Annotated in this window: 11 protein-coding genes; 7 read left to right on the top strand and 4 right to left on the bottom strand. The window is 45.6% G+C overall.

Annotated features, from left to right (window positions below):
* Positions 1-7: 7 nt before the first annotated feature.
* Positions 8-2212 carry an efflux RND transporter periplasmic adaptor subunit gene (locus N7E73_RS11225; protein WP_432734834.1) on the bottom strand — a complete coding sequence of 735 codons (2205 nt, stop codon included), beginning with the start codon at positions 2210-2212 and terminating at the stop codon, positions 8-10.
* A gap of 15 nt (positions 2213-2227) precedes the next feature.
* Positions 2228-3604: a TolC family protein gene (locus N7E73_RS11220; protein ID WP_432734833.1), complete on the bottom strand. Its 1377-nt coding sequence runs from the start codon at positions 3602-3604 to the stop codon at positions 2228-2230.
* Positions 3605-4103: 499 nt separating this feature from the next.
* On the opposite strand from N7E73_RS11220, the gene N7E73_RS11215 reads away from it, so the two are divergent.
* The 7 genes from N7E73_RS11215 (at position 4104) to N7E73_RS11185 (ending at position 11925) form a co-directional block, all read left to right on the top strand.
* Positions 4104-6242, top strand: a complete 2139-nt coding sequence (locus N7E73_RS11215; protein WP_432734832.1) for a PP2C family protein-serine/threonine phosphatase — start codon at positions 4104-4106, stop codon at positions 6240-6242.
* A gap of 1 nt (position 6243) precedes the next feature.
* Complete coding sequence (locus N7E73_RS11210; RefSeq protein WP_432734831.1) at positions 6244-6705, top strand: hypothetical protein; 462 nt, start codon at positions 6244-6246, stop codon at positions 6703-6705.
* A 218-nt stretch (positions 6706-6923) separates the two neighbouring features.
* Positions 6924-7901, top strand: coding sequence for an IS110 family transposase (locus tag N7E73_RS11205; RefSeq protein ID WP_432734825.1), 978 nt, complete (start codon positions 6924-6926; stop codon positions 7899-7901).
* A 342-nt stretch (positions 7902-8243) separates the two neighbouring features.
* On the top strand, positions 8244-8528 hold the full coding sequence (locus N7E73_RS11200) for a transposase (protein ID WP_432734481.1): 285 nt from the start codon (positions 8244-8246) through the stop codon (positions 8526-8528).
* Entirely contained in the window at positions 8525-9403 is an 879-nt protein-coding gene (locus N7E73_RS11195) for an IS3 family transposase (protein ID WP_432738856.1), read from the top strand. Before N7E73_RS11200 ends, N7E73_RS11195 begins: the two co-directional genes overlap by 4 nt.
* A 72-nt stretch (positions 9404-9475) precedes the next feature.
* A complete protein-coding gene (locus tag N7E73_RS11190) occupies positions 9476-10795 on the top strand; it encodes a pentapeptide repeat-containing protein (protein WP_432734830.1) in 1320 nt (439 codons plus the stop codon).
* 89 nt (positions 10796-10884) lie between these two features.
* Positions 10885-11925 carry an IS481 family transposase gene (locus N7E73_RS11185; protein ID WP_432734829.1) on the top strand — a complete coding sequence of 347 codons (1041 nt, stop codon included), beginning with the start codon at positions 10885-10887 and terminating at the stop codon, positions 11923-11925.
* A 640-nt stretch (positions 11926-12565) separates the two neighbouring features.
* Here the strand turns inward: N7E73_RS11185 and N7E73_RS11180 are convergent.
* Both N7E73_RS11180 and N7E73_RS11175 read right to left on the bottom strand, forming a co-directional pair.
* Positions 12566-12769 carry a hypothetical protein gene (locus N7E73_RS11180; protein ID WP_432738892.1) on the bottom strand — a complete coding sequence of 68 codons (204 nt, stop codon included), beginning with the start codon at positions 12767-12769 and terminating at the stop codon, positions 12566-12568.
* Positions 12770-12772: 3 nt separating this feature from the next.
* Positions 12773-13267, bottom strand: coding sequence for a hypothetical protein (locus N7E73_RS11175; RefSeq protein WP_432738891.1), 495 nt, complete (start codon positions 13265-13267; stop codon positions 12773-12775).
* Between the last annotated feature and the right edge of the window lie 20 nt (positions 13268-13287).

Here is a 13287-nt window from a genome sequence, read left to right as displayed (position 1 = left end):
CCGAACCTTATTCCCCGGCCTTGAGCTGGCGTTCGACTTCGCCGCACTGCTGCATTGCCTCTCCGAAGTACGGGTTACGTATGTTTTCATCCGACTGCAGCCATGGGGCTCCTTTAAAATCGAAAGCCATGGGGCAGAAAAGTTCATAAATAGGCTTTTCAGAACTGATGCCGAGCTTTTCCACCGCGTCGATCATTCCGTATGACAGAGGCTCAAGACCGGCACGCACTTCAATTATATCCTTTGCATCCCGGATGGCGGAAATACCGTCATTGATATCCTTCAAGGCATCCATCCATATTTTATGAGCCTCGCCGGACATGGAGGTATGATCTATTTTTTTCAGTTCTTCAGCCATAAGAGCGGCCTGCTTCTGGGCATTCAGCAAGTTGTCGGTGGCAAGAGCCTCGGTAAAGGCGGAATAGGCCATATAAACTTTGCCAAGCTGAATCTTGAATGCTTCCGGTGCTTCGGCCGTATTTGCGGCATCAGCGGCAATTGCTGAAATTCCAAAAGCCTTATCCAGTCGCATAAAGTGGTCGGAGGTTTCTTTGGCTACTGATTTCAGCCGGTGCTTATCCTTAACCCCACTGCCAAGTACGGCATCATTTCTGAGCAGCATGGACAACTCCTTCCATGTGAGGGAGGCGTCTCCCTTGAGTCCTGATCCGTCAACACGGCTCAGGCTTTCAAAGAAAGCGGAAAACAGTTTACGGCTGTTCTCTATATCTCCGGTGCCAGTGGACTCCAGAAGGAAGTCGAAGTCTTTTTTGAGAAAGACAAGTTTTGAGGCAAAGATGGGCGGCAGATCGTGTTCCGCACGTTTGGACTCAGCCATACCAGGCATATCGTCAGAACCGCCAGCGTGGTCATGTACAACGGTTTTAACGCCGCTTTCAGGATTCATCATGCTGGGCTTGGCGATGATCTGGATGGCACTGTCGATCTTGAAATTCCCCTTGGTTACGACCTCTTCACCTTCCTTAAGGCCGTATTTAACAACGTAAAAGTCTCCAGCTTTGGGTCCGAGCACAATTTCGCGCCCTTCATATACACCCTCCTTTCCGGGTACTGCGATATACACAACAGCCCGCTTGCCGGTAATCAGGGGGGCCGAAGCCGGGATAACCAGTTCCGATCCGGCCTGCTTCTCACCCGCATTCACCGCCCGGACGAACATGCCCGGTTTGAGCTTCAAACCTTCATTCGGTACGTCCAGCCTGACCCGGACAGTGCGGGTCTTCTCATTCACAACCGGGTCAATATAGACAACATTGCCTTCAAAATCCCTGCCGGGATAAGCCTCGGTTGTAAAATTCACTTTTGTGCCCATTTTGATCCAGGGCAAGTCTGACTCATACGCCTCAAGCATCACCCAGACCCGCGAAAGATCCGCTATAGTGTAGATAGGCGTCCCTGTTTTCACGTAAACACCTTCCACCACGTCCTTCTTGATGACAATGCCGCTCATGGGCGAATAAAGTGTGATGTGCTCGGCGGCTTTTCCGCGCTTGATGATGTCCGCAATCTGATTTTTGGAAAGACCCAGCAGACGCAGCTTTTCCCGTGCGGCCTGTTCCGTGCGGGCTGCTGTATCCTTGATAACCTGAAGGGAGCTGTCCTTAAGGGCCGCTTCCGCTTTTACGGCCTGAATCAACTCCGCCTGAGCGGTCAGCAGTTCGGGACTGTAGATTGAAGCCATGGCCTGCCCCTTGCGCACAGAGCTTCCGGTATAGTCTATGTACAGCTTGTCGATGCGCCCACCGGTCCATGCGGTAATGGTGCCCATGCGGGTTTCATCATAATCAACCTTACCCAGCATGCGCGTTTCCACGCTCAAACTGCGCCTCTCCACCGGGGTAGTCGCAATTCCGGCCAGCTTGCGGGCAGAGGCGGTCAGATTGATCTGACGCAGGCTGACGGACTCTTCCCCAGACTTACCGCCCTTTTCCAAGGGAATAAGATCCATGAAACAGATCGGGCATTTGCCGGGTTCGGGCAGCTGAATCTGGGGATGCATGGAGCAGGTCCAGACAATTTTACCGGATTCACTTGCAGATGCGTCAAGATCGTGATCCTGATGCTCGGCAACAACATCTTTGCCCGCAATCTGCTCACCTGAACCGGAGAAATAATATCCGGCACAGAAAGCCGCGATGGCAGCAACAAGAATCGGGACAATATTTTTTTTAATGTCTGTGAATCTGCTCATAATCTGTCCGGTTGTTTAATTTGCAGGGATGAGTTTTTTGGACTCAGGCAGAGTCTGTCCATGAATGGAGCATGGAATTTCACGGCCCACCAGATATTCGATTGTGGCGACTCGTTTGGCCTGTTCCGCAAGGGCCTGAAAGTAGGCAAGCTGAAATTCGATCAGGGTCCGCTCGGCATCAATGAGGTCACTGGAGGAGGCCGTACCGGACTGGAAAGCTTCAATAGACACGCCGAGCGACTGCTCGGCCTTGGGGGTCAGGCTGTCCCGATAGAGGCTGACCTTGCGAATGGCATCTTCGTACCTGTAAATTTCAAGGTCCAGTTCTGCAGTCAGATTCCGTTCAAGCCCGGCTCTCTTGCGGGAAGCCGATTTCACCCTGTTTTCGGCCTCGTTAACCTGAGCCTCCTGTTTATCGTACCAGATGGGCAGATTTACGGACATGGCCGTGATAATCGGGTCCTTGTCCGCATTGGTCACGTTCGGAGTCCGGGCTTGCCCGGTCTGAATATATTCAACACCGAAGGAGAAATCCGGATAATAATCCTTGTGGGCAAGTTCGACGGAAAGCTTTTCCCGGTCAACGGTGTGCGCCAGCTCTTTGAGTCTGGGGTTTCCGGCTTTGAATTCATCCTTAAGCTCATCAGGAGTCATTTCGATTTTCATCATCGGTATGGCCTTGGGCAGGGGGAGAGTCTGGGTATCGGCGATGTTCATGGCGGCAAGGAGCCTTGCAACGGTCGGCCCCTTGCGTTCTTCCAGAGAACGCAGTCTTTCTTCCAGTTTACCAAGTTCCACCTGAGTCTTGATGACCCCGTCGTAAGTCCCTGCTCCTGTGGAATACCGGGAACGGGCAACGCTCTCGAGATACTTCATCAGCTCGATGTTCTCAGCAGTTATGCGGATGGCCTGGGCAAGGTATGCGTAATCGTAGTATGTCTTCTTGACTTCGGTGAAGATCTTCAGCTTCAGGTTGTCGAAACGGGCTTTGCGGATGTCGGCTTCACGCAGGGCCTGTTCGCCTTTAAGCCCCAGTTTGCCGAACCAAGGCAGGGTCTGACTGAGTCCGTATTTAAATTCCTGCGGCCCTGTGCGGGTCTCAACCGGCTGGATGAACCATGCAAAGCTGAACCGGGGATCAGGCAGACTGGAAACACTGGCTTCCCGTTGCAACGCAGCCTTCCATTCATAAAATGCGGAATAGAGCTCATCGTTGTTGCGTGCGGCCTCAACGAGATAACCTGTCAGCTCCTCTATTTCACTGTGTACAGTGCTGATTTCCTGCTCACCGGTGGAATTCAGAGTCTCAGCGGAACCAAGGCATGGCAGCATGACAATGCATGAGACTAAAAATGCGCTCAGGATGCTGTTTTTGAAAAACGGATTGGCCATGAAGATCTCCTGTTGCGAAGCCTTAATTTATGCAGTCTGCAATGAGCAAATATTATTCCATACCAGCGAAGCTAAGGTACAACATACTACAAGAATCAATATAATTCAGCTGTTCTAGGACCGGCACCTGCGCTTTAATTTATTTGTGCAATTATTTGCTGTGCAAGACTAATAAATTCAGATAATTGCCCATCCATACTGCACATATTTTGCACATCTGTAGGGATCAACTCCTCATTATTTCAGACCAAATTAGTATGACAATCTTTTCTACAGCTCTTCATGCCCATGAAGTGCAATTTCTTTCACAGTCATCACCAGCTATAGAGCTTTCAATTACGCAAATAGAGCATAACATCCTGTTTTATATTGTAATGACTCAACTGGAACACATTATGAATTTTCGGCGACGCTGCTGGGAGTAATTACGTAAAAGGTGTATGGTATAACCAAAAAAATGAACCTGAATTCAAGCTTCCGAGCAACGAGAGGCATATTGATGAAGATACGTTTCAAATTACTGATCTTACTACTCTCAGTCTCAATAGTTCCCCTTATTCTGGTACAGGCCGGGGTGTTGGAATCTTTGCGTTCGTTGTCCGGAGAAATTGGAGAAGAGGTGCGTAAAGAACTTGTAAATAAAAGCAGCGTTGAGCTTAAAAGGCTGGTTGAGGACCACGCCCGAGTTCTTTCCAAGCAACGCAGAATTGTTGAACTGACCCTGCAACAGATATCAGCAGAGTTCTCAACTCTTCTCGCAGATGGAAATAATTTTTCCCTTCCCGAGGTCTATGTAGGCAACGAACCGGGCCATAATGAAGTTGAAAGGCGTGCAAAAAAGTATGCACAGCATGACCGCGGCATGATGAATAACGTGGCAGTATTTGATTTTAATTCAGTACAATATTCGAATGGACAAAGTAGCAATGAGGCTCTTCTTGCGAAAAACTCCCCCGAAGCCCTGCTCCCTCTATTCAAAGCCGTTAAATTTAAGAATTCAGAGCTGGTCCTGTGGATAAGAGCTAAATTCATTTCCGGAGAGAGTATAACATATCCTGCCATTGGAGGTATGGGAGCAAGAATGCATGAGGCAGAGCAAGTAATAAATACGAAATCTGTTCTAGAGTGGTCACTCCCCCGTAAAGACCTGTTGACCGGTAGAACCGTGCTGACTGCTTCGCTGGGAATATTCACTAAAGGACGGCCAGTGGGAACTGTGTCAATTGACGTTCCTCTTGATACATTGCTCCACGGTTACAATCATCTGGACGTTTTTTCCCCCAGCATTCATTCCATGCTGGTACGCCTTGATTCCGGCAGCAACGGGACAAAATGCGTTGAAGTCGTGGCAGAAGAAGTATCCTCAACCGAAACTGGCAACAATGAAATGATGCATATGTGGAAACCTCCTTCTTCCCGTATGCTGCTGTCATCAACAGACGCGACTCTTTTCTCCCGTTTCCGCAAATTTCTTGAGAGCAAAAAGTCCGGTGTGTTGAGCATGCCGTATAATGGCCGAGACAGCATCTGGGCTTTTTCCGCTCCTGACGAACGGGGTGTATCCCTTGTGCTGGTCCTGCCCCATGACGATGTCGTTGCACCGGCAGAAAGAGCACGATCCTTTGTCCAACTGGCCATTGAGGAACAATATCTTCACACAGTACTTGTGCTGATTGTGGTGGTTTCTCTCGTATTTATACTCGCTTTTATGCTTTCCAGAAGATTTACGAAGAATATTATGATTCTTGCCAGAGGGGTTAAACGGATTGCGTCCGGAGACTTTTCTGCCAGAGTTGAGATCGGCAGTTCTGATGAGATAGGAGAACTGGCCCGGGATTTCAACACAATGGCTCCCGCCCTTAGAGAGCATATTGAGATAAAAAGTGCCCTTGATGTAGCCATGGAGGTCCAGGCCAATCTGCTGCCTAAAACTCCGCCTTTGGTTAAGGGATACGATGTTTATGGAGAAAGCAGGTATTGCGACGAACTTGGTGGAGATTATTTCGACTATATCCGTCCAGATCAGGATGGAGAGACTGTCAGGTTTGCAATCGGAGATGTCAGCGGGCACGGAGTTCCGGCCGCCATGCTTATGGGATCGGTCCGTGGTTATCTGCGAGCCCGAACACTGAGCGGGGGAAGGCTTGGAGAAATTGTGACCGATGTAAACCGTCTTGTAGCACAGGATACATATGAAACCGGCCAATTCATGACCATGTTGATGGTTGAACTTGATCCTGCGAAGAACGAACTGCGCTGTGTACGCGCCGGACATGAGCCTGCCTTGATATTTACCCCTGACTCGAAAGAATTCGAGCGTATTTCCGGAGAGGGAATTGTTCTCGGGGCTTTTGAAGATGCAGAATATTCTGAAAGCAGTTGTGCCGGGCTTGAGGACGGACAAATCCTGATTTTAGGAACAGACGGAATATGGGAAGCGTCCAATGCTGAGGGAGAGTTTTTCGGCAGGCAAAGGCTGTGGGATACGATTAATCAGCAAAAGGATTCTTCAGCAAAGTCCATTGCATCCGGTATATTTGCTGCTGTGCAGGATTTTACCGGAAAGACCAAACAGGAAGATGATCTGACCATTGTGGTCATAAAAAAAGAAATCAACAATACGCCAGAGGAGTTGTAACGTGAAGAAATTTATTAACATCAGTGCTATTATGACCCTTATTCTCGTAATGTCTACGGCAGTTTTTGCCATGGACATGGATCATTCGGGGCATGGCTCGGGAAAAATGAAAGGCTCCATGCATGACGGAATTGCCATGATGGAAAAAGGAATAGCCCATATGAAACATGGCGCAGAACTCATGCACGATCCCGCAACAATGAGCGAGGGTATGAGCCTTATGAACAAGGAAATGATGCCCATGCATGACGGTATGAAAATGATTGAAAAGGGAGCCGAAGGCAGCGCGCATCATTCAATGGTCAAAGATTCGATGGGCCATGCCAACATGGGCATGATGGAAATGATGAAAGGAATGGGCATGGTTAAAAAGGGAGACTCCAAAGGATTTGAGCTGATGGACAGCGGACTTGAGAAGATGGATAAATCCCTTAATGAAGTTAAGGCTATGTCCGGCATGTAATCTACACTAATTGCGTAAGTACTTAAGAGGCTGTCTTCCGGTTATGGGAGGCGGCCTTTTTGTTTTTTAAAAGATTGTACTCGTACAACCTTGCGTACTTTGAAGTAATGGGATGGACCCGCCCGTACATAAACTCTTTGGCTTTTTCACAGCGGTAAGCATAAACTGCCACTAAGCTTGTACGTAACGTTCAAACTCAAACGTAAGGAACGGGTCCAATGAAAAATATTAGTACCATCGGCATTGATTTGGCAAAAAATGTTTTTCAACTTCATGGAGTAGATTCTGCGGGAAAGGTTGTTTTGAAAAAAAGGCTTACTCGGCGAAATATTCTACCATATTTCGCGAATTTAAAACCTTGTCTAATTGGCATTGAAGCTTGTTGTGGATCTCATTTTTGGGCTCGTGAATTAGAACAACTCGGACATGATGTTCATCAAATGCCACCGCAGTATGTAAAGGCCTACGTCAAGACAAACAAAAACGACGCAAATGATGCTGAAGCCGTTTGTGAAGCTGTATCTAGACCCAACATGAGATTTGTCCCGACAAAAAGCAAAGAACAACTGAGTCTTCAAGCTTTGCATCGCATAAGAGAACGGTTGGTCAGAAACAGGACAAGTTTATGCAACCAGATCAGAGGACTTCTGCTGGAATCTGGAATTTCTGTTTCTCAAGGCATATCCAAAATACGCAATATGCTACCGATTCTTTTTGAAGACTTGTCTAACCAGTTAACAATAATTGAAAGAAATTATCTTTCTGACCTTTACACTGAGTTAGTCGATTTGGATGGCAAAATTATCAACATTGAAAAACAACTTCAGAATTTATCCAGACTGTCTACTGAATGCCAAAAATTACAGAACATTCCAGGCATTGGTCTATTGACAGCAACAGCTTTAGTTTCTGCTATCGGCGATGTGCATACTTTCAAAAATGGAAGACAGTTTGCCGCATGGATCGGTTTAACACCACGCCAACATTCTTCTGGAGGAAAAGATAGATTGATGGGTATCAGTAAACGAGGCAACAGCTATCTTAGAAAATTACTAATTCATGGGGCCAGAAGCGTTGTTTATCGATGTAGGAATAAGGATGATCAGCGCAGTAAATGGCTTGCAGCGGTTGAGAATAGGCGAGGAACAATGAAAGCAACTGTAGCTCAAGCAAATAAAACCGCACGTATTATCTAGGCTGTGCTAAAGAAAAATGAAGTATATTGTCAGGTTGCATAGTTTACTAAGAATTCTCCTAAAAGATGCACAAGAAATATTTGAGGGCAAACAGGTCAGACCGGCTTTTGAAAAACCTGATATAGGGCAAGGCCTACATGGCCGATGAAGTGATAAGGATCGAAAGCGCGGATTCCCATCAAGGCCAGAGCAGAAAAATGCTTATAAATAGGCCGGATATATGACTGCATCTGACTTTTGATTTGTCTAAAAGTATTACTTGCCATCTGGGCGGGTCCATATATGCTCTATAGATGACGGACAGTCTCCGAGAGGTTAAGGTCAGCTCATGGAGACGCACTCATGAGTAACCGAAAGTATTCAGATGAATTTAAGAAGTCTGCCGCTAAGCTTGTTACTGAGCTTGGCTATTCATATAACGAAGCTGCGGAACAGCTTGGATGTAGCTCCTGGTCAATTCGACAATGGGCTAAAAAATATGGCAAAATTAAAGATGTTCCACCGGGATTCGAGCATATTTCTGCAGCGGATGAGATGAAAAAGATTCGTGAAGAAAACGCCAGACTTCGCATGGAGAATGAAATCTTAAAAAAGGCAGCGGCGTACTTTGCCAAGGAGTCCCTATAAAGTACGCTTGGATCTCAAAACAAGAGGGGCTCTATCCAGTCATTTTGTTGTGCCGAGTTTTGTCCGTTAGTAGAAGTGGTTACTATGACTGGCAAAAAAGGCTGCCAAGTGAGCAGCAGAAACGGCGGGAAACGATTCGCCAAGCTGCCAGCGATTCTTACCAAGGTAGTGGCGGAGTTTATGGATACCGAAAAGTACATGAGGACGTAATCGAAGCAGTCGGTTTCTATTGCTGCCCGGAAACCGTAAGGCGCGTCCTCGCTGCTGAAGGGATGAAGTCTCAAACAGTGCGCAAACATCGTTACCCGAAAACGAAACGGGATGATTCTTTTGCACCGAACCTGTTGTCGCGGGACTTCACAGCCAGTGCTCCAAATCAGAAATGGGTATCGGACATTACGTACATCCCCACAGGTGAGGGGTGGTTATATCTGGCAATCGTGCAGGATATCTTTTCGAGAAAGATAGTCGACTGGTCCATGTCCAACCGAGTTGACGCAGACCTGGCGTGTAACGCACTGGACATGGCAATCAACAACCGCAGTCCTACGGGAGAGGTGCTATTTCACTCAGACCGAGGGAGTCAGTATACCAGTTCCTCCTTTTCATCGGCTCTTCACAGGCACGGCTGTGTAACCAGTATGAGTCGTCGAGGAAACTGTTGGGACAATGCTGTAGCAGAGAACTTTTTTAGCAAGCTGAAGAGAGAGCGGGTAAACCGCACAATCTATAAAACTCGGGAACAGGCAAGGCAGGATATCTTCATCTACCTTGAAATTTTCTACAATAGGAAGCGCAGACATGCCGGGATCGGCTATGTCTCGCCCGAACGATATGAACAGGAATTTTACCGTAAACCAAAACTAGCTGCTTAACCTAAAATGGACTGTCCGTTTTTTGTGTAGCATTTCACTCACCCTAGCCAAAATAGCTTAACAGATTCACTCATGCCTTACTCTTCAGAGAATGATTTTTTTATTCCAGAAGTAAACTTTGAAAATTCATTATTTTGCGGCACTGTTGATTTTAGTGACTCAACTTTCGAAAATTCAATTATATTTGACAACTGCACATTTAAAGATAGTGCCATTTTTTTTAAAACAATATTCAAGCAAATCTGCAGCCTTATAAATTCCAAATTTGAAGCAGACATATATTTTCAAGAGGTTGAATTGTTCTCTAAAATTGACTTTTCAAACTCTAAATTTAACGACCATGCCGTATTTAATAATTCCTCTTTTCGAAGCCTTGTAGGCTTCATGCGTTGTGAATTCAATGGAGATCTTTCTCTTTCTAATTCGAAATTTGAAGACACGGTAGACTTCACTAAAAGTAATTTCAACCAAGAACTTATATCAACAGATACGCTATTTAAAACAGTCATATTCATTTTTTGTTCTTTTAAGGACCGTATCGATTTTTCTAATTGCATTTTTCAAGAAGAGAGCAGCTTTTCAAATTCGATGTTCAATAAATCAGCTACGTTTTTTGATGCAGAATTTAAAAAAGAAATAAATTTTAAGCACTGCTTATTTAGAGGAGATTCATTCTGGGCTGGAATAGTCGCCTCAAAAAAAGCAACTTTTCTAAACAGCAAATTTATGGGGTACTCATTTTGGGATGACAGTTTATTTGAAGCAGACGTTGATATGTATTCATGTTGCTTTAATGAACTAGAAATGAATAATGCAATCCTCACAAAATCAGTTAATTTCAATAATTCTACATTCTTAAAATCATCCTTCGAGAACACAAGGTTCAATGGTCCTGTATATTTCAATAATACTATTTTCATAGAAGAAACAATTTTCGACAAAGTTATATTTAACGACTATATCAATTTCGAAAATTGCGATTTTTGCTCAGAAACATATTTCTTACAATCATTATTCGATAACTGGGTGTATTTTAGGGATTCTATTTTCTACAAGAAAACATCATTCGCGGGATCGATATGTAAAGAAAAAATATTAATTGAAAGATCAGATATTGAACACTTATCCCTTGCAAACACCAACATAGATCATTTTGATTTTATTGATTGCAAATGGGGCAAAACTAAATACGCCCCTATCTATGATGACACATATCAAAACATTGTTGGCATCAATGACGCAACACTAGAAACTATATATCGTCGTTTGAAAGTTAAAGCACGAGATAGAGCAGACGAAATGCAGACATCACACTGGCATTTTAGAGAAAAAGAAATGCAGAAAAAACAGTTTAATTTAGCACTTAGATGTATTAGTTCCGACTTGATCTGACATTTCCTCTTGAAACAGAAGAGGTTCTCCTTTTTGATGGAATTGCTGAATCACCATCAAAACAGGGCACCATGCCCAAGGAGAACCACATGTCCAGTTTCAATCAAAACATCATAAAACACAAGATAGGTCTGCTGAATCTAGCGGAAGAACTCGGTAATGTTTCCAGAGCTTGCAAGCTGATGGGCTTTTCTCGGGATACCTTTTATCGGTATCATTCAGCCAAGGAAGAAGGCGGAGTCGAAGCACTTTTTGATAAGTCTCGTCGTAAACCGAACCTGAAGAATCGGGTAGATCAGGCAATCGAAGACGCTGTTGTGGTTTACGCAACGGACTTCCCTGCTCATGGACAAACAAGAACCAGTAATGAGTTAAGAAAGTTGGGCGTTTTTGTTTCGCCTTCAGGTGTTAGGTCCATTTGGCTCCGGCACAATCTCCATAATTTCAAGCTTCGGTTGACTGCGCTGGAGAAGATTTCAGCAGAGCAAGGAGTCGTACTCACCGAGGCGCAGGTTCAGGCCCTTGAGAAGAAAAAGGATGATGATCTGGCCTGCGGTGAAATCGAAACAGCACACCCTGGCTATCTGGGTAGTCAGGACACTTTCTATGTCGGCACAATCAAAGGAGTTGGGCGGATCTACCAGCAGACTTTTGTGGACACCTATTCCAAGTGGGCAGCCGCAAAGCTCTACACAACCAAAACACCGATCACTGCAGCCGATATGCTCAACGACAAGGTTCTTCCTTTCTTCGCAGAGCAGGAAATGGGCATTCTACGCATGCTGACCGACAGAGGAACTGAGTATTGCGGATGCGTTGAGAAACACGATTACGAGCTCTTTCTTGGCATTTGCGGCATCGAGCACACAAAGACTAAAGCACGTCATCCGCAAACAAACGGGATTTGCGAACGCTTCCACAAAACGATTCTGGATGAATTCTACAGGGTCACATTCAGACGTAAGATCTATACTTCACTAGAAGAATTGCAGACAGATCTTGATATCTGGATTGATGAATACAACACGCAACGATCTCATCAGGGAAAAATGTGTTGCGGCCGAACACCACTGGCAACTATGCTGGATGGGAAAGCACTCTGGAACGACAAGGTCCAAAGTTTAAACTAAACTGACAATTTCGGTCCCATCAAAAAGGCGGACTGTCAGATCAAGTATGAACCACTACAACTTAGAAACTCAACAGCTGGTAACATTGCTACAATAGCAACTCTTGCGATATTTATAATCACCCTAATATCATCAACAGCTCCATATACCATGATTGGCCTATCCAGTTTAATAGCTATTTTTCTTACACACAAGCTATTAGCAGCAGGTAAAGTAGCAAGAAAAAAAGCAGAAAGAAACATACTTAAAATAGAATGGTTCACAGCATTATATTTAAACATATATTATTATATTAGTGGATACGGCGAAAGACCACTGAGAGCTTTTTCAATATTACTATCATTAATTGTTTGCCCGTACTTACTTTCCCAAGCAATAAAAGTAAGCGAACCGTGCATGAATTTTAATTGGGAAAACTACATTCCTCTCCTGCATCCACTTAAAGACAGTCAACCTTGTGAAGCAGTGTGGCAACTCTTTATAACCCTCCAAGCAGCCCTCTTCGTCTTCGCTCTACGCAACAAACTACGCAGGTAGTTACGATGTTCACCTGACATGGAGACTTATTCCAAAGAACATGTCAGGTGAACACCTAAAGGACCAAATAACTATCGAGACAACTTAAGTCGCACACTCCTCCTCACCCCCCGCACAACCGTCCCAATTCCCTCAAAACACCCTCCAATTCGCTCTGCAAGTCCCGGCAGCCCCGAACCTCCTTTTCCAGCTCCGAGATCCTGCACCCCTGCTCGGCGATTTTCTGATCCTGCTCTTTCAAGCGTCGGTCCTGCTCCTTCTCCATTCCGGCTAGGGCCTCCGATAAGCTCTTCGATAACTCGTTCATGACTTACCTCTTTAGCAAAACGGCTGGCAGGCCGTTGTTTGTCTGCGCGATTTCCAGCTTCAATCCCTTGGGAAATACCAGATATTTCTGCTGCCCGTTCTGATGCATGGTTATGCCCCAATCCTTGAGTGCGGCCTCCTGCTTTTTCAGGTTGTCGACTCTGCTCGTAAGCTGGATCAGCTTTTCGTTCTGGCTTTGAATCCTCCAACCGAAGTATGCGGTTATGCAGACTGACATTATGACCAGAAACAGTGCGGACATGAGATTCGCTAACATGTTTTGTTTCCAATAGCTGGCCGAAATTCCGGCCTGTTTCATCCTGAGATTCTGGATGTGGGCGTCCATATCTGCTGTGATGGAATTCAGCTCGTTTTCGGCATATTTCAGCAAGTTCCCGCTCAAGTCTTTCAATGCGCTGCCGACGACCTGCTCCACTTCCTGAGACTGTGCGTGCATCCGCTCTCTCAATTTCCCGGTCAGATCTCCAAGATGATTCATATATTCCTCCCTTCAGTCGG

Source organism: Maridesulfovibrio sp. FT414 (assembly GCF_050916235.1).
Lineage (GTDB): Bacteria > Desulfobacterota > Desulfovibrionia > Desulfovibrionales > Desulfovibrionaceae > Maridesulfovibrio.
The sequence above is the reverse complement of the archived record's forward strand: the minus strand, read 5'-3'. Positions and strand labels throughout refer to the sequence as shown.

Coding starts and splice junctions, on each gene's coding strand:
- N7E73_RS11200 (WP_432734481.1), top strand. CDS start 8,244: ATGAGTAACCGAAAGTATTCAGATGAATTTAAGAAGTCTGCCGCTAAG.
- N7E73_RS11180 (WP_432738892.1), bottom strand. CDS start 12,769: ATGAACGAGTTATCGAAGAGCTTATCGGAGGCCCTAGCCGGAATGGAG.
- N7E73_RS11225 (WP_432734834.1), bottom strand. CDS start 2,212: ATGAGCAGATTCACAGACATTAAAAAAAATATTGTCCCGATTCTTGTT.
- N7E73_RS11190 (WP_432734830.1), top strand. CDS start 9,476: ATGCCTTACTCTTCAGAGAATGATTTTTTTATTCCAGAAGTAAACTTT.
- N7E73_RS11185 (WP_432734829.1), top strand. CDS start 10,885: ATGTCCAGTTTCAATCAAAACATCATAAAACACAAGATAGGTCTGCTG.
- N7E73_RS11220 (WP_432734833.1), bottom strand. CDS start 3,604: ATGGCCAATCCGTTTTTCAAAAACAGCATCCTGAGCGCATTTTTAGTC.
- N7E73_RS11205 (WP_432734825.1), top strand. CDS start 6,924: ATGAAAAATATTAGTACCATCGGCATTGATTTGGCAAAAAATGTTTTT.
- N7E73_RS11175 (WP_432738891.1), bottom strand. CDS start 13,267: ATGAATCATCTTGGAGATCTGACCGGGAAATTGAGAGAGCGGATGCAC.
- N7E73_RS11215 (WP_432734832.1), top strand. CDS start 4,104: ATGAAGATACGTTTCAAATTACTGATCTTACTACTCTCAGTCTCAATA.